Here is a 23,406-nt window from a genome sequence, read left to right on the forward strand (position 1 = left end):
GCACCCACTACTGCGCACCCCCCACCTACCGCCGCCCCCGCGACTTGCCCCTGTTCGCCGGGAACTCGCTGCGTGAGCGCTTGGCAGTCTCCAGCCACCCGGCATAGTCGTCGTGGAGAGTGAGGTTGTCCGCCACCAGGCAGGCGTCCATGCAGATGGTGACGGCGTCGGCCCAAGCGGCGAGGTGGCCGCCGTCGAGGTGGGTTTCCAGGCCCGCCAGGTTTCCGGCCGGCCGGCTGCCGGACCACGCGGCCGCGATGAGGTAGTGCGCTTCTCGGGCGAGGAAGGTGCTCGGGTTCGGGGCGTCCGGGTAGGCCGCGACCGCGACGTTCGAGAGGTTGGCGCCGATGCCGGCGCAGCGCGACAGGCCCAGCCGCTCTGAGGGGCAGGTGGCTGATTCCTCGAGACCGGGCGCCTGGTTGTAGCGCGCCAGTTCGGTCACCTGGTCCGCGAGCCTTCTGGTGCGGCGTGGCACGGTGCGGTCGAGGCGGATCGCGTCGAGCGCCGCGTACAGATTCATGCTGCCGCTCCGCTCCGTGCGGACGATGTCGGTGGCATCGCTGAGGAATGGGAGGTAGCCGGCGTATTGGAACTCTCCGAGTTCCCCCAACAACTCGCCGGACTCTCGTACGGATCTCATCGCCAGGCCCACGTCGCCGAACTCGGCCAGGATCCGGGCGTTGAAGGCGAGTAGGCGCCCCACATCGCCGTCGTGCGTCAGGCCTCCCCGACGAAGCAGACGGCACAGGCTGACCGCACGATCGCTGTCCACGACTGCGCTGGCTCCGCGGCCGAGCAGCAGCAGGCTGTACGCCCGGCGGCTGAGCACGTCCGCCAGCACCGGCAACGCGCGCTCGTCACCCGCGGCGATGAGCGTGGCGCACTCCTGTTCCGCCTTGTCCAGCAGCGTGACGGCCTTGTCGGGCACGCCCGCGGCGTTGTCGATGTTGGCGAGTTCGTAGCGCGCGGGCAATGCCAGCCTCAGCAGATCCAGCTCCAGCTCCAGATCCAGCTCTAGCCCCGGATCCAGCTCCGGCTCCTCCGGCCGGTCGAGCAGTAGCTTGTCGGCCTGTTCCAGGGCCAGGCCGAGAAGCACGGCAGCCCTGTTCGCATTGTGCGGAATCAGAGCCTGCGCCTGCCCTATCAGCTCTTCGATTCGCTGTATCGCAGAGTGATCGCCGTTTTCCACCTGGCCAGTGAAGCACACGGCCGACACCTGCCAGACAGACGGCCCTACCGCAGACTCTCCCCGGCGATCTGCTCCAACCGCCGCACCCGATCCGGAATCGGCGGGTGCGTCGAGAACAGCCGCGACATCCCGGCTCCCTGGAAGGGGTTCGCGATCATCATCGAACTGGTGGTCATCAGCTCCGGCTCCGGGGCCAGCGGCCGCTGCTGCGTTCCCCGCTCCAGCTTCACCAGTGCGGAGGCCAGGGCCAGGGGGTCGTTGGTGAGGCGGGCGCCGGAGGCGTCGGCCTGGTATTCGCGGGAGCGGCCGATGGCTAATTGGATCATGGAGGCGGCCAGCGGGCCGAGGAAGGCGATCGCGAGCATGCCGACCAGCCCCGGGCCGTCGTCGTCCTCTGAGCGGCCGATGGGGATCAGCCACGCCAGGTTCACCAGCCACATGATCACGCTGGCCAGGGCGCCCGCCACCGAGGCGATGAGGATGTCGCGGTTGTAGACGTGCGACAGTTCGTGGCCCAGGACGCCCCGCAGTTCGCGCTCGTTGAGCAGGTCCAGGATGCCGGTGGTGCAGCAGACGGCCGCGTGCTGGGGGTTGCGGCCGGTGGCGAAGGCGTTGGGGGCGTCGGTGTGGGAGATGTAGAGCCGGGGCATGGGCTGGCGGGACTGGGTCGACAGTTGGCGGACGATCCGGTACATCGCCGGCTGCTCGACCTCGCTGACCGGCTGGGCGCGCATGGAGCGCAGCGCCATCTTGTCGCTGTTCCAGTAGGCGTAGGCGTTGGTGGCCACCGCGATGAGCAGGGCGAACGTGACCCCGGTGCTGCCCCAGAAGCTGCCGATGACCAGGATGATCGCCGACAGCAGCGCCATCAGCGCCGCGGTTTTGACGGCGTTGTGGCGGCCGTGGAGATGCGTGGTGGATGCCATCGACGTCCTTGCCCGTTTTCTGTCGTGCCCTGCCTTCCCCCTTCGGTCCAACGTAGGCGAAGATCCCCGGGGTTCCCGGGGTTGTGGGCCGGGCGGGTGAGGCGCGTGGTGCTCGCGTGGCGCTCGAGTGGCCTAAAGCGCCAGATCCCGGGAGGTGAAGCGGGCCCAGGCCAGGGAAAGCGCGACGATCGCGTACCCGGCCTGGAGCCACAGGCTGTGGGCGATGGTGCCCCAGTAGACAGGGGTCCTGAGCAGGTCGGCGAAGGCCAGCCAGTCGAAGGAGAACAGCCACGGCTGGACCGCGGTCAGCTGCGGGATGGAGCCGGCGATCTCGGCGGTGACGATCAGGCCGACGGTGCCCGCCAGCGCCGTGGCGGGGGAGTCGGTCAGCGTGGAGATGGTCAGGCCCAGGACCGCGACGCCGGCCATGCAGCAGGTCACGACCCCGGCGATGAGCACCGCCCGGCCGAAGGCGGAGGCCAGCGGGATCGTCGCCCCGCTGAGCAGCGTGACGTCCCGCATCGGGAACAGCACGGTGCCGGTGGCCAGCGCTGACAGCGCCACCGTGCACGTCGCCGCCACCGCGTAGGCGACCGCCGCGACCAGCTTGGCCGCCAGCAGCCGGCTCCGCCCCACCGGCCAGGCCAGCACGGTCCGCAGCGTCCCGTCGGCGGCGTCCCCGGCCACCTGGTCGGCCGCGACCACGCCGACCGCCACCGGCAGGAACAGCGGCACGGTCAGCGCCAGCGAGGCGAACACCAGGAACAGCCCGTTCCCGGCGACCTGGTTCAGCATCCCGGTGCCGGTTCCGGCCCCGACCCCGGACACCTTCACCGACACCCCGAGCAGGACCGGCAGCACGGCGAGCACCGCGAGGATCAGTAGATTGCGACGCCGCCGGAACGTCAGGGCCAGCTCGATGCTAGGAATGGCTCCCCACCTCCGCCGCGACGGTTGCTTCCAAGGACTCCGGGGTCGCGAACGCGGCGAAAACCCGCTGGTCCGGGGTGAACACCAGGCTGACCAGCCGACTGCTCCACACCAATCCGACCGGCGACTTCTGCCCGGCGGCCATCATCATGCGCAGGTAGCTCTGCAACGGCGTCCCCGGCGTGCCCGCCAACGCGGCCAGTACCGCGGCCGCACCCTGCGGCTCCTTCTGCGGGCCGTGCGACGTCCCGAGCCCGGCGATCAGCTTCTGCGGGTCGACGCCCCCGATCGCGACCGCAGCGGTCCAGCCTTTCCCGGCCCCCTGCACCGGGTTCGCCGGCAGATCCGGCGTGGCCTCCTCGACCACCTTCGCGCCCGGCGGCGGGGTGAACCGCAGTTCCGCCGGACTCGCGGTGAAGCTGACCGACTGGAACTCGGCTTGGATCGCAGGGGTCGAAGACCCCGTCGGATACACCGCGACGCTCAGCGGCACCCCGGTCGCGGCGTCGACGGCTATCTTCACCGAACCGACCGTGGTGCCCTCGGATCGCGGTGTGATCTGCAGGACGTAGCAGTCGCGGCCGGCGACGCGTGTCGTCTCCCGCGTCGAGTACGCGGTGTTGAAGAGCAACGTCTCGAGCGCGGTCGGACCGGTGAACGTCTTCGCCAGATCGGAAGGCGAGGCGAAGGACAGCAGCGCGGAGGTCAAAGCGTCGACCGAGCCGTGTCGCGCGGTCTGGTGCGTCGAGTCCCAGATCCACAGGTCGCCGCCGTCGCGGAACAGGTCGTACTCCGACAGCGTGTCCTGCAACGCGATCCGCTCCCGCGCCTGGGGACCGGAAGCGTCGGTGGCCACCCGCACGAGGTGGGCCCCGGACAGCAGCCGGATCGGATCCGCCCCGCCGCCGCTGCCCAGATTCGGCAGGTGCGGCAGGCCGATGTCGACGTTCAGCCGCACGGTCCCCGACACCGCCTGCGTCTGCGGCTTCCCTATTTTCTGCAGCAGCGACAAGGGGGATATGCCGGGCAGGCGCGGCGGACCCGACGGCACCAGGCCGTGCGAGACGGCGGCGACGGCCACCACGGCGGCCGCCGCCACGATCGGGGTCAGCATGCGCCGGCGCATCCGGCTGCTCCCGGCGCCTAGGCCCGGCAGGCCGGCCGGGCCGACGCCATCCGCCTCACCGGTAGTTGGTGAACTGGATCGCGAAGTCGTAGTCCTGCTCCTTGAGCAACGACTGCGTGGACTGCAGATCGTCGCGCGACTTCGAGGACACGCGCAGCTCCTCGCCGATGATCTGCGCCTTGACGCTCTTCGGCGCCTCGTCGCGGATCAGCTTGGAGATCTTCTTCGCGTCCTCCGAGGAGATCCCCTCCTTGATCGCGACGCTGATCCGGTACTCCTTGCCCGACACCCGGGGGTCGGACGCGTCCAGCACCTTCAGCGAGATCTTGCGCTTGACCAGCTTGTCCTTGAACACGTCCAGCACCGCGGCGACCCGCTCCTCGGAGTTCGCCCGCATCTCGATGCCCTCCCCGGACCACCGGATCTCGGCGTCCACCCCGCGGAAGTCGAAACGCTGGGCGATCTCCTTCGACGCCTGGTTGAGCGCGTTGTCGACCTCCTGCCTCTCGACCTTGCTCACCACGTCGAACGACGACTCCGAAGCCACAGTCCGGTCCTCTTCTCTTCAGCTCTGTTTCTCTTCAGCTCTGTCCAACGAGCACGTGTGCCGGGGACTGATCCTAGACGCGTCGCTAGTCCCACGAGCGCAAGTAGGACTGAGAAGGCGAACCCAGACCGGTCACGTCGTCAAAGCCGACACCGGCGGAAAGCAAGCCGTCGTCGCCCATCTGGTACAGCCGTGCCTGGTGTGCCCCCTTGCCGTCCGCGCCCAGGTCGACGACCTGCGCCGGCGGCGTGCCGTAGCGCGGGGCGTCATAGCCCAGCGAGGTCGCGGTCACATCGTGGAAGGCCCGCGAACCAGCCAGGGCGTAAAGCGCGGGATTGAGGAAGCCGAATGGATGACCCGCGGCCTGCTCCGCGTCGGCCACCAGACCCGCGTACAGCGGCGTGGCCAGGGATGTGCCGCCGATCGCCGACTCGGCGTAGCCGATCTTGCCGTTCGGCAGCTTCTCGGTGACCCCGGTCATGAAGCCGGTCATCGGGTCGGCGTCCATCGCCACGTCCGGCAGCACGCGCATCGGCTCCAGGGTGTGCTGCCCGGTCAGCAGCGTCGTGCTCAACCCCAGCGGCACCACCCCGGCCTGGTAGCTGGGCTGCGGCACGTCCTCGCTGGTCCCGCCGCCGCCCCCGAAGCGCCACTGTCCGGTCCCGGCCGACGGCGACCACGAACCCCCGCTCGGCGCCAGCTCCGATCGCCGGTCGCCCCAGCCGGCCTCGCCGACGTACCGGCCGTAGGGCCCGATCGCCAAGCTGGTCCCGCCGACCGCGGTCACCCACGGATCCTGCGCCGGATACTGCGTCTGCGGCCGTGCCGAACCGGTTCCGCACTGGGCCGTCGGGTCCGCCGCACCGCAGTCCCCGGTCGCGAACAGGAAGCTGATACCGTCCTGGCCGCCTCGTTGGAACAGGGCCGAATACGCCGCCATCGTCGCGGGATCCTCGTCGCCGTAGACGCTGTGCGGGATGCCGCCCCAGGAGTCGGAGACGATGGTCGCGAGATGGTCGTCGACGACCGTCTGCAACGCCGCCATCAGATCGGTGTCATCACAGGACGCTGCCGCGACGTAGACGATGTTCGCCTCCGGGGCCATGGCGTGCACGGCCTCCACGTCCAGCGCCTCCTCGACCGCCCACGAAGCCGGCGCCTCGCATTCGCCGTCGGTCAGGTGGTTGTAGGACGGAGGGACGACCTCGCGGTACTGGCCGGGACTGAGCAGACGCTCGTCGTGGTTCATCGCGTAGTGGTTCGCGTCCGAGAGCATCGTGGGCGAGGCATACGCGTCGACGATCGCGACGGTCACGCCCTTGCCGCGGTCATGGGATTGCGTGACGCCGTAGGCGTAGCGGAGCTGCGCGGGGGTGTAGCCGCAGACGGCCAAGGGGTTGCGGCCGCCGAATGCGTTGGGAACGGTCCTGGCGGTGTATTCGCCGTAATAGTCGGAGCACTTCTCGGGACCGATGTAGTCGGTGTCGTCGTCGGTCAGCCGGATGTGGTTGGTGTGCATGGCCAGATGCCTGGCTATGTGTGGCGTTGTGGTGGCGGTTGTGGTCGGGGCCGGGGCCCGCGCCGGCTCGGCCGCCGCCCCGGTGTGACGCGGCGCCGTCTCCGAAACGGCACCCTGCGACACCGCTATCAGCGCGCCGGCGGCCAAGAAGACGGCCCAGGTGGAACGACGGACCAAACGACCGAACATAAACAAACCCTCCCGAATCGGTGCGTATGACCGGTACGTACCGTCGGGAGGATTCGGGGATGCGCGGCCGCCCCGAAAGGGTGACCGCGCGTCCTGACTTCTAGTGTTTGAACGAGTTCAGATACTCCTCCCGGGGGGATCCGAGACCGGTCGCCAGGTCGTAGCCGGCCCCGGCGGTCAGGCCCTGGTCGTGTCCGAGCTCGAACAAGCGGACCTGCCGCTTGCCCTGTTGGTCGGTGCCCAGGTCCAGGACCGTGGAGATGTCGGCGGGCGCCCCGGCCGGCCGGGCCACGACGTCGGTGAAGGTGGCCGAGGTGGCGCGCTGGTAGACGTCCGGGTCGGCGAAGCCGATCGGCTTGCCGCCCGCGGCCACCCGGGCCTGCTGCCCGTCGGCCTGGGTCGCGGCGAACATCGGCGCGGCGGCCGAGGTGCCGCCGACCGGGATCTCGCCGTACTGGCCGCTGGTCGGGTCCGTGAGGCCGACCTGGACCGCGGTCAGCAGGTCGCCGTCCATCGCGACGTCCGGCAGGGTGCGCATCGGCGCGGCGGCCTTCGCCCCGGTGCCGAGCGTGGTGGCCAGGGCATCGGGCACCACGCCCTTCTGGTACGCGGGCTGCTGGAAGTCCTCACTGGTGCCGCCGCCCCCGCCGAAGTAGAAGTCCCCGGGGAACGGTGTCCAGCTCTTGCCGTCATCGGACAGCGCCGAGCGCCGGTCGCCCATCGCGGCCTGCCACAGCGGGCTCCCGCCGTCCCCGAGCGCCAGCGCGGTCCCGCCGACCCCGGTCACCCACGGCGAGGACACCGGCCACTCGGTCTGGGCGCGCGCCGACTGCGGGTCGCAGCCCGGCCCGGTCCGCACCGAGTCGTCGCCGCAGTCGCCGGTCGCGAAGTAGAAGCCGATGCCCTCGGACGCGGCGTACTGGAACAGCTGCGTGGCCTGCGAGATCAGCGCCGGGTCGATGGAGCCGGAGGCGCGGTGCATGGTCTCTCCGAAGGAGGAGGAGACCATGTCCGCGGCGTGGCTGTCGACGATGTTCGCCAACGTCGCGTTGATGTCCTGGTCCGCGCAGGAGTTCGAGCCGAAGTAGTGCACGGTCGCGCCGGGCGCCATGCCGTGCACGGTCTCGACGTCCAGCGCCTCCTCCCCGGCCCAGTCGCCGGGCGTCTGGCAGACCCCGTCGGTGGTGTGCGTCCACTGGTTCGAGGTGACGGTCTCCTGGTACTGATTCGCGGCGAACGGCTGGTCGCCGTGGTCCTGCGCGAAACGGTTCGCGTCGGCCAGCATGGTCGGGGAGCCGTAGGCGTCGACCACGGCCACGGTGACGCCGGAGCCGGTCAGGCCGGAGGCGTCGACGCCGTAGGCGGTGCGGAGCTGGCTGGGGACGTAGCCGCAGACGTCGACCGGCTCGGGGTCCGAGTAGCCGGACGGCAGGCTCGGGTCCGCGGTGAGGGCGCCCCAGGTGGGGGAGCAGGAGGGGGCGGCGCTGCGGGTCTGGGGTGTGGCTTCACTCTTCTGCGGCGCGGTGTCCGGGGTCTGCGACGCTGCTCCACCGGAGTGAACGACATCGGGGTGTTCGGGCAGGTCGTCGCCGAGGGGACCGCCGCCATCGGAGTGAGCCGGCGTACCGTCTCCGCCCCCTGAGAATCCGAGTGTGCTCGTGCCGATCGGGTGACCGGCCAACCCCTGTCGCGCCGAGATCGCCGCCGTCGCCCCCTCCCGCATCCCCCGCACCTGCGACTGCCCGATCTGCGCCACGTTCGCCACCGCGCCGGCCACGTCCCGCGGCAGCCCCGGCGTCCGCGTCCCCTCGCCGAACGCCGCCCGCACCGCCCCGGCGTTCCCGGACGCGTCGATCCAATGCGAGTCCTGACCCGTCACGTGCATCCCGGCCTTACCGAGCCACTCCCGCACCGCCTTGACCTGCGCATCCGACGGCCCGAACCGGGCCCGGGCCTGCGCCGGCGTCAGGTAGTGCCCGTACTGCGCACCGCCGGGCGTCGACACCGCCCGCGCGAACGCCTCCAAGCCCGCCGGATCCCGCCCGGCCAGCCCGATCCGCACCCGCACCGGCCCGCCACCCCCCGGCGCCGGCGCGCCCGCGGTCCCGCCGGCCGCCGCGTCGGCCGTCCCGGCGGCCAGCAACGCGACCGCCATCGCACATCCCAGGTATCGAAGCATGAATCCTTGGTATCCAGAACAAACCGGTTCATGTCGCCGATTCCAACAGTATGCCAATACCTTTATTCGTCGACCCGCACCAGCCGAATCAGCCGACTGGCATAGTCCCCGGCCGGCAACCCGGGCTCGAGTCCCCGCTCCCGCAGCACCTCTCCGGAATACGTCACCCCCCAGAACAGATCCCGGTACCGCGCCCCGGCCCGCAGCCCCGGCAGCGGCACCGGAGCCGGCTCGTGCGCGAAGCGCATCGTCGGCCGCCAGAGGAGCACCGCGTGCTCCGAGTCGTCCGGCGCCGCGTAGTGCACGCCGGACACGCCGTCCGCGGTCTGCACCCGGTACGCGACGCCCCGCTGCACCAGAGCCCGCACCTCCTTGTACTCGCCCACCAACTCCGCCGCCTCGGCGAGCTCCGCCTCCGACCACTCCGTCAGGTTCCCGCCGATCCCGAGCGCCCCGGCCATCGCCACGTGGAACCGGAACCGCAGCGGCGTCTCGCGGAACGTGATCGGGCTCGGGCTGTCCGACGCCCAGGCCGCCATCGCCGCGGCCGGGTACACCTGCCCGTACCCGGCCTGGATCTCGATCCGGTCCACCGGATCGGTGTTGTCCGACGTCCACACCTGGTCCACCCGCGCCAGCATCCCCAGATCGATCCGGCCGCCGCCGGAGGAGCAGCCCTCGATCCGCAGCCCGGGATGCGCCTCCCGCAGCCGGTCGATGATCCCGTAGACGTTCTGTACCGCCAGCGCCCACAACCGGTCCGGATCCGGCGCCCCCGGCCACGCCGCCTCGGTGAACGGCCGGTTCATGTCCCACTTGAAGAAGTCCACGTCGTTCTCGCGCACCAGCCGGTCCAGCGTGTCGTACACCCACGCCGCCACGTCCGTGCGCGCCAGGTTCAGCAGCAGCTGGTTCCGCAACTCAGTGGCCTGACGCGTCGGCGCGTGCACCACCCACTCCGGATGCGCCCGGAACAGGTCGCTGTCCGCGTTCACCATCTCCGGCTCCACCCACAACCCGAACCGCATCCCCAGCCGGTGTACCTCGTCGGCCAGCGGCCTCAGCCCGTTCGGGAACGCGCCGGGGTACGTCGTCCAGTCGCCCAGGCCCGCGTGGTCGTCGCGGCGCGCGCCGAACCAGCCGTCGTCCACCACGAACAGCTCCACGCCGGTCCGGGCCGCCAACCCGGCCAGCTCCAGCTGCTTGGCCTCGGTGAGGTCGAAGCCCATCGCCTCCCACGAGTTGTAGAGCACCGGCCGGTCCTCCTCCGGGTGCGGCAGGACGTGGCGCCGGGCGTACTCGTGCCAAGCCCGGCTCGTGCCCCCGAAGCCGTCGCCGCTGTAGAGCCCTGCGAAGACCGGCGTCACGATGCGCTCCGACGGCTCGATCCGGAACGTCTGCGCCTCGTGTCCGTACCCGCCGGTGAACGTCACCCGCCCGACCGGATCCCGGTGCACCGCGATCCGCCAACTCCCGCTCCACGCCAGCGCCGCACTCCACACCCGCCCGGACGTCTCGCCCGCGTCCCCGGCGTCCAGCGCCAGCCACGGATTCGCGTGATGGCTGGTGGTCCCGCGCCGGGACACCAGGACGGTCTCCGCGACCGGCAGCCGGTCCCGCTGGAGCTGTGTCTCGCTGCCCCAGCCGCCGACCAGATGGCTGAGCCGGTAGTCGGCCTGCTTCGGCAGCGTCCAGGACGCACTGTCGCAGCGTTCGATGACGATCGCCTCCGGGGCGACGTTGGCGGTGAGGTCGGGATCGTCGGGGTCGTCGGCGCCGGTGTGCCGCACCTCGGTCCAGCGCTCGATGACGTCGCTGTCGCGGCGGACCCGGTAAACCAGCTCGCACGCCAGCGGATAGAAGCGGTCCTCAAGCTTGATCCGCAGGACCCCGTCTTCTATTTCGTATCCCACATACCGCCACTGCGCCCCGCGCACCCCGTCCGCGAACCGCACCCGCAGCCCGGCCGGGCCGAACCGGGCCCCGGTCTCGATCGGCAACTCGTCCGGCGCCGGATCGGCCTCGAAGCTGCTGTGCGACGGCGAACGCCACCCCCGCAGCTCCGTCACGTCCAACGGCTCGCCCCAATAGACGTGCCGCGGGCTGCCGTCCTCGCCGATCCTCAACGCATAGACCGAATTCGGGGTCCGCAGGACAAACAAGCCGTGTTCGACGTCTACAGACACTGGCTCGTCTCTTAGGGCATTCATGGCGGCATCCTAAGAGGAGGGAATCATGAAAGTCCGATCCATCCTCATCGCACTCGCACTGCCGACGTCAACGGTGGCCCCCCGGGTCCGGCGCGGGCTGTGACGAAGTCCACCCCTCCGCCTCACTGTCCGCTTCCTGGACCGGCTCGTTGAGCACCAGCGGTCGCTACGTCGTCGACGCCACCGGCAACCGCTTCACGCTGATCGGCGCCAACTAGGGACGGCGCGGAGGGCCACTGGCTCGGTCGCCCGATGCTCACACCGGTGACGAACCTGTCCAACACCCTGATCGCGTCGAACAAACCGAGCGAGTTCGGCGCGGCCGGTTACAAGGGACAGTACGCCGACAACGAGTACGTGGCCGACGTCGCCTACGTATGACAGTCGAACGAGGGCGGCGTCCGGACGCACTGCTGCGCCGGTCGTTGGCGTAACGTTTAGAACTACAAGGCCTACGCGGCGGAGTTGGTACAATTCGCTAAGCCATGGCGGCCCGATGGGCTTTGTCCGCTGCGTAATGCCTTGGGGGTTTTGTTGTGACGTTGCTGCGTATGACAGCGCACGAGTTCGTGACGATGGATAAAGCCGAACTGGAGGGGCGCTTCCGCCTCGCGCACGCATACAAGACGATTGGAGACGATCCGAAAAGGAACCTCACGCCTCCCGATCCGTCTCCCGGAGATCTCAAGTCATGGCTCGAAAGCGTGGTCAGACTCTCTGAGTTGCTCGTGCAGGCCAAACGGCCGGAACTGGTGATCCTGGTCGAATACACCGTCCCCAACATTCTCTACGAGAAAATGCCGGTGCGGATAGATGCTTTGGTGTGCGGACGAGGCCAGGTGCACGGCGATCCACGTTATCTCGTCGTCGAATTGAAGGGCTGGACCAAGTTCCAGCCGTCGGAATCTTCCTCGGGCAAAGTCTTCGTCGACCACTACGGCAAGGACAAGGAGCATCCGGCAGCCCAGGCAGCTCGCAACAAGTGGCTCGCAATGGACGAGGTGCACCAGTTCGCGGCTTTCGAGGTGGACCTCCCGGCCATCGCCTACCTCCACAACACCACCGCCTCCGAGTCTGAGTGGCTGAAGTCCCTCGCCACACCCAACCCGAGCCGGGTCGTCCTGCGGGACGACGAGGAACGCTTCGTCGACTTCATCCGTAAGACCTTCACGGAGGAGCCCGGCCACTACGCGGCCGACGTACTGCGCGACAGCCGTGCGAAGAACGACGCCACAACCACCCTGACCAACAGCGCGGACATACTCGCCGGGAACGCCCCGTTCGCGCTCACCCCCATGCAGCGCGATGGCGTCAAGAAGATCGTGGAGGCCGGGTGTGCGGGTGTGCCGGGCATCATCTTCGTCGAGGGTGGACCGGGTACCGGCAAGAGCGTCGTCACCCTCCAGGCGCTGAGCCGGCTTCATGAGATGGGCAAGTCCGTCCGCCTGGTCACCGCGAGCAAGGCCTACCGCAAGGCGTTGGAGCAGTCTCTCGCCGACCACGGTGTCCGAAAGCTCAAATCGCTGCTTGCGACCGCCGCCGATCTGGCGGGGATGCACGAGCAGTTGGACGTGGTCCTGTTCGACGAGGCGCAACGGATGGCCCGGTATCCATGGCGGACACTGCCGAAGGCGGAGCGTGTCGACGACAACCTTTCCATCAACGTCGTGCTCGGCAGTGCGCGGGTGGTGTGCTTCGCGATGGACATCGGTCAGGTGGTCCGGGCGAACGAGCAGAACGATCAGCGTAAGTTGAGGAAGCGGGCGGAAGGGGCCCTCAAGCACAAAGCGTATTTGCACACGGCGGCCAATGGTGGGGATCCGAAGCAAATACACAATGTCGTCGACGTCGGCCTTCACGACCGCTTCCGGGCCGGTGGCACCGGTAATTACGAGATCTGGGTCGAGCGGTTGCTCACCCCGAAGCCCGGTCCACTCAAATGGATTCCCGGGGAGCGCTTCCAGTTGCGGGTGGCACCGTCGCCGCAGTGGATGACGTCGTTTCTTGAAGACCGTATCAAAGGCGGTGGCCTCCGGGCTCGGATGGTCGCCGGGTTCTGTTGGAAGTGGACGAAGGACGGGGCTCCGGACAAGGAAGGCTTGGCGACGGACCACATCCACATGAAGGTCGACGGCAAACTGTGGTCCTATCCGTGGAATGCCCGTGAGCGTCGGCCCGACGCGCCCGAGGCCACCCGCTGGGCCATCGACGACAAATTCGGCTTTGGCCAGATCGGCTGTGTGTTCACCTGCCACGGCCTGGAGTTCGACTGGCTCGGTGTCATCATCGGCCCCGACTTCGTGTGGCGTGGCGACCACTGGGTGGCGCGCCGGGACAGGCACATGGACAAGCTGACCGTCCAAGGTGTGCCGACCAAAGAGAAAGACGAGAAATTCGACGAACTCGTCCGTAACGCGTACCGGATCCTGCTGACCCGAGGGCTGCGCGGCGCTGTTCTCTATTCTCCCGATGCCGAGACCCGCGAATATCTGGCGGCTTTGGTCCAATAATTCCCACAGCGCGGCGAACCGCTGGCCTAGGCTGAGCCGGTCAGTCACGCGGCCTGCTGGGTTGCGCTTCGCGCCCGCGTGGGCCGCTGAACGTTCGATTCGGGGTGCCCCTTGCCGCTGTACCGTGTTGTCGCCTCATCACTGGCCGCCGAAGCCGGTCAGGACTTTCTCGCGCATCGGCTGAGCGAGGCCTTCATGTTCGCCTACGGGCGCCGAGCCGGTGAAAGCGAACAGCGTGCTTGGGCACGCAGCCTGCCGGTCCTGGCAAGCGATCTGCAGGCGGCCGGCCTGGGCAAGACGGAGGTGCTGGTCGAGTATCGGCTGCCGCAGTCGAGCAAGCGTGCCGACGTTGTCGTGTGTGGGATGCATCCTCGGACCGGCAAGCCCTCGTACGTCGTGATCGAGCTGAAGCAGTGGACGCACGTCGAGCCGGTGGCGGATGCGGACGATCTGTGCCGGGTGCCCGGACTCGGTGCGGTGCTGCATCCCGTTGACCAGGTCAGTCGGTACGGGCGATACCTTCGTGACTTCGTCCGCGTCCTCGATGACGATTCTGTCGAACTCGCTGGTGCCGCGTACCTGCACAACATGACTGCGTCCGATGGTGAGTGGCTTGAGGACCGGGTGTCCGACGATTCCGGCCGGTTGTTCACGGCAACGTCACGGGATGCGTTCCAGAAGTTCCTGGCATCGCGCCTGAGCGGATCATCCGGTGCTTTCGCGGCCGACACGCTGCTGCGCAGCCCCGTGAGCCCCAGCAAGAAGCTGATGGATCTCGCTGCCGGCGAGGTCCGCGACCGCGAACAGTTCGTCCTGCTCGATCAGCAACAGACCGCCTACTCACAGGTGATGCGGGCCGTGCAACGGGCTCGTGAGGCGAACACCAAGCAGGTCGTGATCGTCACCGGCGGCCCGGGTAGCGGGAAGAGCGTCATCGCGTTGTCGTTGCTCGGCGAGCTGAGCAGGCTGCACTACCCGGTCGTCCACGCCACCGGGGCGCGGGCGTTCACGCTCACGTTGCGCAAGATCGCGGGCGCCCGGGCGCCCCGGGTGCAGGCGCTGTTCAAGTACTTCAACAACTTCGGCGGTGCTCGCAAGAACGATCTCGACGTCGTGATCTGCGACGAGGCGCACCGGATCCGCGAGACGTCCGCTGACCGGTTCACCAGAGCCGAACTCCGGACGGGGCGACCCCAGGTCGAGGAACTGATCGATGTCGCGCGGGTTCCGGTGTTCTTGCTCGACGAGCACCAGGCGGTGCGGCCCGGTGAGATCGGTACGGTGCACGCCATCGAGGCCGCCGCGGCCGACCTCGGCGTGGACTCCGTGCGCGTCGATCTCGACGGGCAGTTCCGAGCCGGTGGCAGCGCGGCCTACGACAACTGGGTGAAGCGGTTGCTGGGCTTGGAGGAGGGTGGACCGGTGCCGTGGGATGAGCAGGACGCGCCGTACCGGCTGGCGCTCGCGGAGTCGCCGTCCGAGTTGGAGCAGCGGCTGCGGCAGCAGATCGAGGCCGGACACGGAGCCCGGATGACGGCGGGTTTCTGCTGGCAGTGGAGCGAACCCGCCAGCGACGGCCTGGTCCTGGACGTCCAGATCGGGGACTGGCACCGGCCGTGGAACGTCCGGGGTGAGAAGCGCGTCGGCGACGCGCCGCCATCCCAGCACTGGGCCACTGATCCGCACGGATTCGGCCAGGTCGGCTGCGTCTACACAGCACAGGGGTTTGAGTACGACTGGAATGGCGTGATCTTCGGTGACGATCTGGTCTGGCGGGACGGGAAGTGGGTCTCGCGTCCGGACCGAAGCGCGGACAAGCAAGTCATCCGGGGGGCGTCGCCGGAGGAGTTCCACCGTCTCATCCGCCACGTTTACAAGGTGCTGCTGACACGCGGGATGATGGGGACGGTGCTGTACTCGACAGACTCGGAGACGCAGGACCTGTTCCGGAGTCTGGTGTGAACACAATCACGAAAGTTTTTGTGACTCTCGGCCTCTTCTAGGGTCTCCCTTTACGTCCGAACGACAAAGCTCGGGTGTGGGAGGCCTGGACGATGGTGACGGAAACTGACGCGAACCTGGTGTCAGCGGCGGCGGCTGGGGACCCGGCTGCTTTGGAGCGCCTGGTCTCCGACTACCTGCCGCTGGTCTACAACATCGTGGGGCGCGCGCTGCCGGTGGCCGCCGACGTCGACGACGTGGTGCAGGAGACGATGCTGCGGGTCGTGCGCGGCCTGCCGACGCTGCGCGATCCGCGGATGTTCCGCTCGTGGCTGGTCGCGGTGGCGATGAACCAGGTGCGGGACCACGTCCGCGCCTACAGCGGCCGGCCGCGGCCGCTGGACGAGGCGCCGGAGCTGGCCGACCCGGGCGCCGACTTCGCGGATCTGACGCTCACCGAGCTCGGGCTGACCGGGCAGCGGCGCGAGGTCGCGATGGCCACGGCCTGGCTGGACGACGACGATCGCGAGCTGCTGTCACTGTGGTGGCTGGTCGAGGCCGGGCATCTGACGCGCGGCGACCTGGTCGACGCCATCGGCCTGGAGCCGCACCACGTCACCGTCCGGATCGCGCGGATGAAGGCGCAGCTGGAAACGTCGCGGGCGGTGGTGCGCGCGCTGTGCGCCGTGCCGATCTGCCTGGAGCTCTCCGAGCTCGCGATGCAGTGGCACGGCCGTCCCGAACCCTTGTGGCGTAAGCGGTTCGCCCGGCACACCCGGCAGTGCCCGTTCTGCGCCGGGATGGCGACCGACTTCGTCCCGGCCGAGCGGCTGCTGGTCCGGCTGCCGTTGGTGCCGGTGCCGTTCGGACTGGCCGACGTCCTGCACCACACGGTGGTCATCCACCCCACAGCGGCCACCGCTCAGCTCCCGATACCCGGCGCGCGCGGGCCGCGATCGGCGGCGCACTCCCATCGCCGAATACCCAAGGCGGGCGCCCGATCCGCGGCCTCGCACTTCGCGGCGAAGGCGGCGATCGCGGCGGCCGCGACGGCGGCGGTCGTCGGTGCCGTGGTGGTGACGACCGGGGCCGGCGACGCCAAGAACGACTCCCAGGCCGGCGGCGCCGCGAGCTCCGTGACCACCGCTTCGGGGAGCACTGCTTCGTCGGCGATCGTCAGCCCGACTCCCTCCGACTCCAGCAGCGCTGATTCGGTATCGTCCAGCTCCGTCGCCTCATCCTCGCGTCCCGGATCGGCCAAGCCGACCTCAAGTCCCACGAAGAGTTCCATGAAGCCCCCTGCGCAGTCCTCGGCCAGTTCGTCGTTGTCTCAGAGCTCTGACAGCGCACCGGCCAGCGCGCCGTCGACCACGCCGTCCAGCGCGTCGTCCGCGGGGAGTTCGTCCCAGGCCGACCCCGCGGACCAGGTGCTGGCCGTGATCAACCAGGCCCGTGCCGGGCAGGGCCTGCCGCCGCTGACCCGCAGCTCCGGCCTCGACAAGAGCGCGGCGGCGCACACCTCGACCATGGCTTCCGGCTGTGGTCTGTCGCACCAGTGCCCGGGGGAGCCGGGGCTCGGCGACCGGGAGACCGCCGCCGGCGTTTCGTGGACGTCGGCCGGTGAGAACATCGGCGACGGCGGGCCGGTGTCGAACACCAACGCGGCCATCGCCTCCATGGCCGTCGGCCTGACCAACAGCATGCTCGCCGAGCAGCCGCCGAACGACGGGCACCGTAAAAACATCCTGAGCTCCGGCTTCCACCACATCGGGATATCGGTGTTCCGCGACAGCAGCGGGACGGTGTGGATGACGCAGGACTTCTCGGACTGAGTACGTTTCTGAAACTCTGTTCCGATGCGGACGACCGATGAGACCGACGAGTGGACCAGCGATCTGCTTCCGCCGGGCACTCAGGAGCTCAGTAAGGACGCGCTGACCGGCGGCGTAGCGAACAACGTCTGGCGGGTCGCGCTGTCTGACGGCCGCGAAGTGGTCGTGAAGGGCGGCCGCTCGGTACCCGACGGGTTCTTCGCGCAGGAAGCCGAAAGCCTGACAGCGTTGCGGGATATCGGCGGACTGCCCACACCGCGGATCCTCCATCTCGGTGCCAAGTCGTTGGTCCTGGAATCCCTTACCTCGGAGTTGCCGGAGACGGCTCCCTTCTGGGAAGCAGCCGGCCGCGCCGTCGCCGCCCTGCACGAGCACACCTCGGAGCGTCACGGCTGGCACCGTGACGGCGTCCTGGGTCTCTTGCCGCAGGAGAACGCCTGGGACGAGGACGGGCACCGGTTCTTCGCCGAGCACCGGATCGTGCGGTATCTGAGCGAGCCGTTGGTCGAGGCGACGTTCGAGGCCGAGGAACTCCGCGCGTTGGAGCGCCTGGCTTCGCGGCTCCCCGAGTTGGTTCCGGCGGCGCCCGCGGTGTTGGTCCACGGCGATCTGTGGCGGGCCAACATCATTGCCGACGGTGCCGAATCCCCGGTCTTCATCGATCCGGCGGTCTACTACGGCTGGGCCGAGATCGACGTGAGCATGATGTACTGCACCGGCCGGGTGCCGGAGGCGTTCTTCGCCGCCTATCACGAGGTGTGTCCGCCGGTCGGGGAGTGGCAGGAGCGCATGGACCTGCTGAACCTTCGCGAGTTGCTGTGCATGGTCGCGCACTTCGGGGCGGACTGCGGTGCTCCGCCGCGGATCCGCGATGTTGTCAGTCGGCTCGCTTAGCCGGTTCGCTATGACAGTTCACTTAGCCCGTTCGCTTAGCCAGTGATTCAGACGGTGATCCCGCGCAGCACTTGATCGACCAGCCGCATGACGTCGTCCATCGCCATCACCTCGTGGAACAACGCCAGCCGGGCCAGGACCGGGCCGGCCAGGGCGTCGACCACCAGCGTGGGATCGGTGTCCGCTTTGAGCTGCCCGGTCTCGACGCCGTGCCGGACGACGTCCGCCGACCGGTCCAGGCGGCGGTGCCAGTACGCGGTGCGCTCCTGATCGAACTCCGGCGACACGGGCACGGCGCTGAGCCGTACCAGGGCCGCTCCCTGCGGCGTGTTCAGGTACTCGATCAGGGCCCGCATGGTCGAGCGCAGGTCGTCGGCGATATCGTCGCCGGCCGGTTGGGCCGGCAGGGCCTGGTCGGAGTAGCGGGTGGCGGCCTCGAAGATCATCTTCTCGCGGGTGCCGAACTGCCGGTAGAGCGAGCTCTCGTGGACGCCGGCCGCCGCCGCGACGTCGGCCATCGTCACTGCCTCCGGCCCCTGGTCGGTCAGCAGGCGCACCACCACTTCGGACACCGCGCGGCGCATCGGCTCGCCGCGGCGGCGCAGCGGTGGTGCTTTCTCCGGCCGGCTCACGGTAAGTGACGCTAGCCGTCCACGGATTCCGATGCAATGCGAGAAGCCTTGCGTTAGCCCTCCGTCGGGCGTAGCGTCCAATGCGAGGCGACTTGCAATGAGAGGAGCGCACCATGGCGACGATGCGTGCCGCACGTCTGAACCTGGCCACCGGGACGCTGAGCGTCGAGGACGTCGAGAAGCCGACGCCGGGAGCCGGCGAGGCGCTGGTCAAGGTCGAGGCGGCGGGGGTCTGCCTGTCCGACGTCCACCTGGTGCGCGGCTACTTCGGCAAGCCGCGGCTGCTGGCCGGGGACACGGTGACCCTCGGTCACGAGACCGCGGGCACGGTCGCCGAGGTCGGGCCGGGTGTCAGTGCCTGGAAGCCGGGCGACCGCGCGGTGTTGCAGGCCGGCGAGATTCGGGACGGCGAGGTGTGGACGCGCGGCGTGGACTACGACGGCGGCTGGGCCGAGTTCGCGCTCGCGCGGCAGGACACGCTGGTCGCGCTGCCGGACTCGATCCCGTTCGAGCAGGGCGCGATCATCCCGGACGCGGTGTCCACGCCGTGGGGCGCGATCACCGCGACGGCGCACGTCGGACCGGCTCAGTCGGTCGGCGTGTGGGGCATCGGCGGGCTCGGGGCGCACGGCGTGCAGCTGCTGCGCGCGATCGGCGCCTGCCCGATCATCGCCATCGACCCCTCGCCGGCGGCGCGGGAGCGGGCGCTGGCCTTCGGCGCGGACGTCGCGCTGGACTCCGCCGACCCGGACCTGCGCGGGGCGATCCGCGCCGCGACCGGCGGGGCCGGGCTGGAGTTCGCGTTCGACTTCGCCGGGGTGACGCCGGTGCGGGAGCAGGCGCTGCGACAGCTGGCGCCGGGCGGGAAGCTGGTGCTGGTCGGCCTGAGCGGGCAGCCGATCACGATCGAGAACAGCACCAAGTTCCAGTCCGCGCAGTTCCAGCTGTTGGGGCACTACGGTTCTCCGGAGGAGTCGGTCGCACAGTTGATCCGGCTGGAGGCCGGTGGGCGTTTGGACTTCGCGCGGTCGATCTCCGAGGTGATGGGATTGGAGCAGGCGGCCGAGGCGGTCGAGCGGTTGGAGAAGAAGATCGGCGACCCGATTCGGATCGTGCTGCGTCCCTCTCTTTAGAGCTCTCTAAAGAGCTCTCTAAAGAGCTCCTAAGGATCCCCAACAGGGCGTTCTCTGCAGAGCACAGCGGCGCGGGTACTACTTAAACTGGCCAGGTCAGGACATTCGGCCCGGCCGATGTGGCCCCCGACCCACGGGATGCGTTCTGTTCGCCTACCTCCTCGCCGCGCTGTTCGCGCTGCTGTTCGTCGACGCGGTGATGCGTGACCCGCGCGGCTTCCGGAACGCGGTGTTCCTCGGGCTGACGTTGTCGTTCCTGGGGTTGGGACTGCTGGTCGGGGTGTCGCGGTCGTCCGGCGACGGGCGGGTGCTGGCGGTCGTGGCGGTCGGGTTGCTGCCGACCGTGGGGCTGATGGCGTTGGTGACGTTCCTGATCCTCAACGGTCTGACCATGCTCCGTAAGGAAGGGCGGACCGTCACCAACCTGCTGTCGCTCGCCTGTGGCGTCGGCATCATCGGGCTGGTGCTGTTCTTGGTGGCGGCCGTGGTCGCGCGCCGACAGGTGTTGATCGGCTTGGCCGCCGCCGCGGTGTTGGTGGTGTGCTACCTAGCCTTCCTGTTCTTCTGCTACCTCTCTTATGGGTTTGTCTACAGGCGGATGCCGATTCGGCGTGCTTCAGACTTCGTTGTAGTGCTCGGGGCCGGGCTGATGGGCGGACGTCGGGTGTCGCCGCTGTTGGCGAGTCGGCTGGATCGCGCGCGTTCCGTATACGAATCCCTGGATGGGGACAACGGTCCGCTGCTCATCGTGTCCGGGGGCAAGGGGTCGGACGAGCGATTGTCCGAGGCCGAGGCGATGGCGGACTATCTGGTCGAGCGGGGGTTTCCTGCGGACCGGATCCTTAAGGAAGACCAGTCGTCGACGACAGAGGAGAACCTTCTCTTTAGCGCCGCGCTTATGAGGGAGATGCGGCCGGAGGGGTATCGCTGCGTGGTCGTCACCAACGACTTCCACAGCTACCGTGCGGCGCTGATCGCGCGAGATCTGGGAGTGCCTGCTCAGGTGGCCGGCTCGCCGACGGCCGCGTATTTCCTGCCGAGCGCGACGATCCGGGAGTTCATCGCTGTGTTCGTGCGCTATTGGAAGGTGAACCTGCCGATCTGCGCGTTCCTCGCAACGCCTGCTTTGGTGATGCTGGTGCGTTGAGGCGTGTCGAGGAGCGGTTGGGAGTGTTTAGGCACTTAAGGGGCTTGAGCCGCTTACGACGATCGACCCGCTCGGGCGGTTTGAGGCGCGCCTTCGACACAGACGTGTGTCCGCCCTCGAAGATGGGTTGGTGAACGGATACGCAGTCGTCGATGTCGAGACCTCCGGGTTCCATCCTCCGGTCGCGGAGATCGTGGAGGTCGGCATCGTGCATGTGGACGTCACCGGCCAGGTGACGGGCAGTTGGGACAGCCTGCTGCGACCGGAGGGCGGGGTCGGGGCGACGCGGGTGCACGGGATCACGCGGGAGATGGTCGAGCGCGCGCCGCGGTTCGCCGACGTCGGGTTGGAGCTGCACGCCTTACTCGCGGACCGCGTGGTGGTCGCCCACAACCTGGCCTTCGACTCGAAGTTCCTGGTGGCGCAGTTCGCGCAGATCGGCGTGCACTCGCCGGAGATCGCCGGCGGTGCGTGCACGCTGCGGACGTCGCAGGCGCTGCTGCCGGGGCCGTCGTACAAGCTGCTGGACTGCTGCGAGGCGGTCGGGGTGGTGCTGACCGACGCGCACAGCGCGCTCGGCGACGCGCTGGCGACGGCTCGGCTGCTGGGCCACTTCCTGACGCACGGGGTGGCCGTCGGCGGCCTGCCAGTGCCGCCGCAGGCGCCGGTCCCGCAGCCGCGCGCCGAGGTGGGCGAGCGGTTCCTGTCCAGGTCACACTAGGTAGCCAGGTTCATTCGGCACCAGTTCGCCGATTCGGTTGCGGCCGTGTGATAACGGCGTTATCGTTCTTGTAACGACGTTATCAGAACCGAGGAGGCCGCCATGAACTTCACGATCTTGGACGATCGCCGCGAGGTCGGCGTTGATGCGCGAGTGACCGGCGATGGCAGGGTCCTGATACCGATCGGTGACATCCCGGGCGCCCTCGGGTGGGAACGTGAGCCGCAGGGGTGGTGCCGTGGCGACATATGCATCCCCGCCCGGGTGGCCGAGGACGTCGAACGCGAGGGTGACCTCGTGGACCTCGCCGCTTTCGCCGACCTGATCGACCGGCCCTACGCCGCAGCGCCTGGCCTCGGGGTCGCCGCCTTCGGAGTGTCGGCCACCGAGCGCGAGTCGGCGCTGGCCGACGGGGAGGCGCCGGACTTCGAGCTGCGCGACGTGGCCGGCACCGCACACCGGCTGAGCGATCTTCGGGGACGCAAGGTGGCGCTGGTGTTCTGGGCTTCGTGGTGCGGCTGCCGGTACGACTTGCCGGAGTGGGAGCGGCAGCACGCCGCGCTGAGCCCGGAGGGGTTCTCCGTGGTGAGCGTGGCCATCGACCGTCGCCCCGGCGATGCCGCACCGTGGATCCGCGAGGCCGCGGCGACGCATCCCGCCCTGATCGATGCCGATGGCAGCGTGGCCGATCGCTACCAGGTGCTGAACGTCCCGACCGTCGTCTGGATCGACGAGCAGGGCCGCATCGCCCGCCCCAACGACACGCAGTTCGCCACCGACCTCTTCCGCTCTATGAGCGGCCTCGACTCATCGCGTGCCATGGCGGCCCTGCAACGCTGGGTCCACGACGACGACAGCGGTCTGACGACCGAGGACGTCACGGCCCATGCCCCGCTAGTGACCGCCACCCAACAGCAGGCCCGTACTGAAGCCGCACTCGCCCTCTGGCTCCACCGCGCCGACCACCCCACCGAAGCCGCGGAGCACTTCGCGGAGGCGGAGCGTCTGGCCCCCGAGGACGTCACCATCTGGCGCGGCGCCATGCCACTGCTGGGCGCGGATCCCATGGGCGAGGAGTACTTCAAGCGCCGGGAAGCACTGACCGATGCCGGCATCCCGATCTACCGTCCGCTGCCGGACTGGCAGAGCGCCGCCAAGGCCTGAGGCGAGTTCACCGCTACAGTGACCGACGAATCCGGGGGAGCGAGCTACGACACAGAAAAGCTACGACACAGAAAGCGGACATGAGCGCGAAGCCTGAGACCGTCGACGAGTACCAGCCGGTCGCCCCCGGCGTCTACGCCCGGGCCCACGCCCAGGGCCAGGAAGTGCTGCGCGCCTCGCTCCTGGACGTCGCCGCGCACCTCCTCGCAGCCGAAGGCCCCGCCGCCCTGACCATGCGCCGCATCGCCGCCGAAGCCGGCTGCTCCACGATGGTCCTCTACAAGCACTTCGGCTCCAAGGACGCCATCGCCGCCGCCCTCTACCTCGAAGGCTTCGCCCGCCTCAAGCGCCACCTCGACGCCGTCCCCCACGACCCCGACCCCGCCGAACACCTGGCCGCCCTGGGCCGCGCCTACCGCGAGAACGCCCTGACCGAACCCAACTTCTACGACGTCATGCACGGCCCCGGCATCCCCGGCTTCACCCCGACCGCCGAAGCCACCGCCGCCGCCAACCAAAGCCTGGCCGTCCTCCACGCCGCCGCCCAACGCTGCATCACCGCCGGCATCTTCCGCCCCACCGCCGACCCCACCGAGATCACCGAAGTCCTCTGGGCC

The 23,406-nt window shown here is 69.1% G+C and carries 19 protein-coding genes; 9 read left to right on the forward strand and 10 right to left on the reverse strand.

Translation table 11 applies throughout. The features are described from left to right. Positions 1 to 25: 25 nt before the first annotated feature. The 8 genes from KGQ19_RS35820 to KGQ19_RS35855 all read right to left on the reverse strand — a co-directional run bounded on the left by KGQ19_RS35820 (position 26) and on the right by KGQ19_RS35855 (position 10,815). On the reverse strand, positions 26 to 1,096 hold the full coding sequence (locus KGQ19_RS35820) for a hypothetical protein (protein WP_212017626.1): 1,071 nt from the start codon (positions 1,094 to 1,096) through the stop codon (positions 26 to 28). A gap of 137 nt (positions 1,097 to 1,233) precedes the next feature. Next, the gene (gene htpX / locus KGQ19_RS35825) at positions 1,234 to 2,115 is read right to left on the reverse strand and encodes a zinc metalloprotease HtpX (protein WP_212017628.1); all 882 of its coding nucleotides are present in this window, start codon (positions 2,113 to 2,115) and stop codon (positions 1,234 to 1,236) included. 132 nt (positions 2,116 to 2,247) lie between these two features. Next, a complete protein-coding gene (locus tag KGQ19_RS35830) occupies positions 2,248 to 2,985 on the reverse strand; it encodes a DUF2705 family protein (protein ID WP_413563010.1) in 738 nt (245 codons plus the stop codon). Positions 2,986 to 3,037: 52 nt separating this feature from the next. Then, on the reverse strand, positions 3,038 to 4,171 hold the full coding sequence (locus KGQ19_RS35835; RefSeq protein WP_212017630.1) for a LolA family protein: 1,134 nt from the start codon (positions 4,169 to 4,171) through the stop codon (positions 3,038 to 3,040). A 55-nt stretch (positions 4,172 to 4,226) separates the two neighbouring features. Continuing rightward, a complete protein-coding gene (locus KGQ19_RS35840) occupies positions 4,227 to 4,718 on the reverse strand; it encodes a YajQ family cyclic di-GMP-binding protein (RefSeq protein WP_212017632.1) in 492 nt (163 codons plus the stop codon). Between the two features lie 85 nt (positions 4,719 to 4,803). After that, positions 4,804 to 6,414 (reverse strand): S53 family peptidase, encoded by a 1,611-nt coding sequence (locus tag KGQ19_RS35845; protein ID WP_212017635.1) that lies wholly within the window; start codon positions 6,412 to 6,414, stop codon positions 4,804 to 4,806. 112 nt (positions 6,415 to 6,526) lie between these two features. Continuing rightward, a complete protein-coding gene (locus tag KGQ19_RS35850; RefSeq protein WP_212017637.1) occupies positions 6,527 to 8,605 on the reverse strand; it encodes a S53 family peptidase in 2,079 nt (692 codons plus the stop codon). Between the two features lie 62 nt (positions 8,606 to 8,667). Further along, positions 8,668 to 10,815, reverse strand: coding sequence for an alpha-galactosidase (locus KGQ19_RS35855; RefSeq protein ID WP_212017639.1), 2,148 nt, complete (start codon positions 10,813 to 10,815; stop codon positions 8,668 to 8,670). Positions 10,816 to 11,366: 551 nt separating this feature from the next. Between KGQ19_RS35855 and KGQ19_RS35860 the strand changes: the two genes are divergently transcribed. Further along, positions 11,367 to 13,325 carry a DNA/RNA helicase domain-containing protein gene (locus KGQ19_RS35860; protein WP_212017641.1) on the forward strand — a complete coding sequence of 653 codons (1,959 nt, stop codon included), beginning with the start codon at positions 11,367 to 11,369 and terminating at the stop codon, positions 13,323 to 13,325. 138 nt (positions 13,326 to 13,463) lie between these two features. On the opposite strand, the gene KGQ19_RS35865 is transcribed toward KGQ19_RS35860, so the two are convergent. Beyond that, the gene (locus tag KGQ19_RS35865; protein WP_212017643.1) at positions 13,464 to 13,910 is read right to left on the reverse strand and encodes a hypothetical protein; all 447 of its coding nucleotides are present in this window, start codon (positions 13,908 to 13,910) and stop codon (positions 13,464 to 13,466) included. A 3-nt stretch (positions 13,911 to 13,913) separates the two neighbouring features. On the opposite strand from KGQ19_RS35865, the gene KGQ19_RS35870 reads away from it, so the two are divergent. From KGQ19_RS35870 to KGQ19_RS35880, 3 genes are all read left to right on the forward strand, one after another. After that, on the forward strand, positions 13,914 to 15,287 hold the full coding sequence (locus KGQ19_RS35870) for a DUF2075 domain-containing protein (RefSeq protein WP_212017645.1): 1,374 nt from the start codon (positions 13,914 to 13,916) through the stop codon (positions 15,285 to 15,287). A 92-nt stretch (positions 15,288 to 15,379) separates the two neighbouring features. Continuing rightward, positions 15,380 to 17,098, forward strand: coding sequence for a sigma-70 family RNA polymerase sigma factor (locus KGQ19_RS35875; protein ID WP_212017647.1), 1,719 nt, complete (start codon positions 15,380 to 15,382; stop codon positions 17,096 to 17,098). 24 nt (positions 17,099 to 17,122) lie between these two features. Further along, complete coding sequence (locus tag KGQ19_RS35880) at positions 17,123 to 17,992, forward strand: fructosamine kinase family protein (RefSeq protein ID WP_212017649.1); 870 nt, start codon at positions 17,123 to 17,125, stop codon at positions 17,990 to 17,992. A gap of 47 nt (positions 17,993 to 18,039) precedes the next feature. On the opposite strand, the gene KGQ19_RS51370 is transcribed toward KGQ19_RS35880, so the two are convergent. Then, on the reverse strand, positions 18,040 to 18,624 hold the full coding sequence (locus tag KGQ19_RS51370; RefSeq protein ID WP_212017651.1) for a TetR/AcrR family transcriptional regulator: 585 nt from the start codon (positions 18,622 to 18,624) through the stop codon (positions 18,040 to 18,042). A 113-nt stretch (positions 18,625 to 18,737) separates the two neighbouring features. On the opposite strand from KGQ19_RS51370, the gene KGQ19_RS35890 reads away from it, so the two are divergent. From KGQ19_RS35890 to KGQ19_RS35910, 5 genes are all read left to right on the forward strand, one after another. Further along, the gene (locus tag KGQ19_RS35890; RefSeq protein ID WP_212017653.1) at positions 18,738 to 19,757 is read left to right on the forward strand and encodes a zinc-binding dehydrogenase; all 1,020 of its coding nucleotides are present in this window, start codon (positions 18,738 to 18,740) and stop codon (positions 19,755 to 19,757) included. A gap of 229 nt (positions 19,758 to 19,986) precedes the next feature. Beyond that, positions 19,987 to 20,904 (forward strand): YdcF family protein, encoded by a 918-nt coding sequence (locus KGQ19_RS35895; protein ID WP_307856607.1) that lies wholly within the window; start codon positions 19,987 to 19,989, stop codon positions 20,902 to 20,904. Positions 20,905 to 21,034: 130 nt separating this feature from the next. Continuing rightward, complete coding sequence (locus KGQ19_RS35900) at positions 21,035 to 21,625, forward strand: 3'-5' exonuclease (protein ID WP_212017655.1); 591 nt, start codon at positions 21,035 to 21,037, stop codon at positions 21,623 to 21,625. A gap of 102 nt (positions 21,626 to 21,727) precedes the next feature. Beyond that, entirely contained in the window at positions 21,728 to 22,789 is a 1,062-nt protein-coding gene (locus tag KGQ19_RS35905) for a TlpA disulfide reductase family protein (protein WP_212017657.1), read from the forward strand. An 80-nt stretch (positions 22,790 to 22,869) separates the two neighbouring features. Further along, on the forward strand, positions 22,870 to 23,406 hold a 537-nt coding region (locus KGQ19_RS35910), incomplete at its 3' end, for a TetR/AcrR family transcriptional regulator (RefSeq protein ID WP_212017659.1).

The organism is Catenulispora pinistramenti (assembly GCF_018274385.1).
Taxonomy (GTDB): Bacteria; Actinomycetota; Actinomycetes; order Streptomycetales; family Catenulisporaceae; genus Catenulispora; species Catenulispora pinistramenti.

What these genes read in the sequence shown, in the direction of transcription:
- htpX (WP_212017628.1), bottom strand. Translation starts at nt 2,115, where the DNA reads ATGGCATCCACCACGCATCTCCACGGCCGCCACAACGCCGTCAAAACC.
- KGQ19_RS35835 (WP_212017630.1), bottom strand. Translation starts at nt 4,171, where the DNA reads ATGCGCCGGCGCATGCTGACCCCGATCGTGGCGGCGGCCGCCGTGGTG.
- KGQ19_RS35850 (WP_212017637.1), bottom strand. Translation starts at nt 8,605, where the DNA reads ATGCTTCGATACCTGGGATGTGCGATGGCGGTCGCGTTGCTGGCCGCC.
- KGQ19_RS35855 (WP_212017639.1), bottom strand. Translation starts at nt 10,815, where the DNA reads ATGAATGCCCTAAGAGACGAGCCAGTGTCTGTAGACGTCGAACACGGC.
- KGQ19_RS35860 (WP_212017641.1), top strand. Translation starts at nt 11,367, where the DNA reads ATGACAGCGCACGAGTTCGTGACGATGGATAAAGCCGAACTGGAGGGG.
- KGQ19_RS35870 (WP_212017645.1), top strand. Translation starts at nt 13,914, where the DNA reads ATGACTGCGTCCGATGGTGAGTGGCTTGAGGACCGGGTGTCCGACGAT.
- KGQ19_RS35875 (WP_212017647.1), top strand. Translation starts at nt 15,380, where the DNA reads ATGGTGACGGAAACTGACGCGAACCTGGTGTCAGCGGCGGCGGCTGGG.
- KGQ19_RS35880 (WP_212017649.1), top strand. Translation starts at nt 17,123, where the DNA reads ATGCGGACGACCGATGAGACCGACGAGTGGACCAGCGATCTGCTTCCG.
- KGQ19_RS35890 (WP_212017653.1), top strand. Translation starts at nt 18,738, where the DNA reads ATGGCGACGATGCGTGCCGCACGTCTGAACCTGGCCACCGGGACGCTG.
- KGQ19_RS35905 (WP_212017657.1), top strand. Translation starts at nt 21,728, where the DNA reads ATGAACTTCACGATCTTGGACGATCGCCGCGAGGTCGGCGTTGATGCG.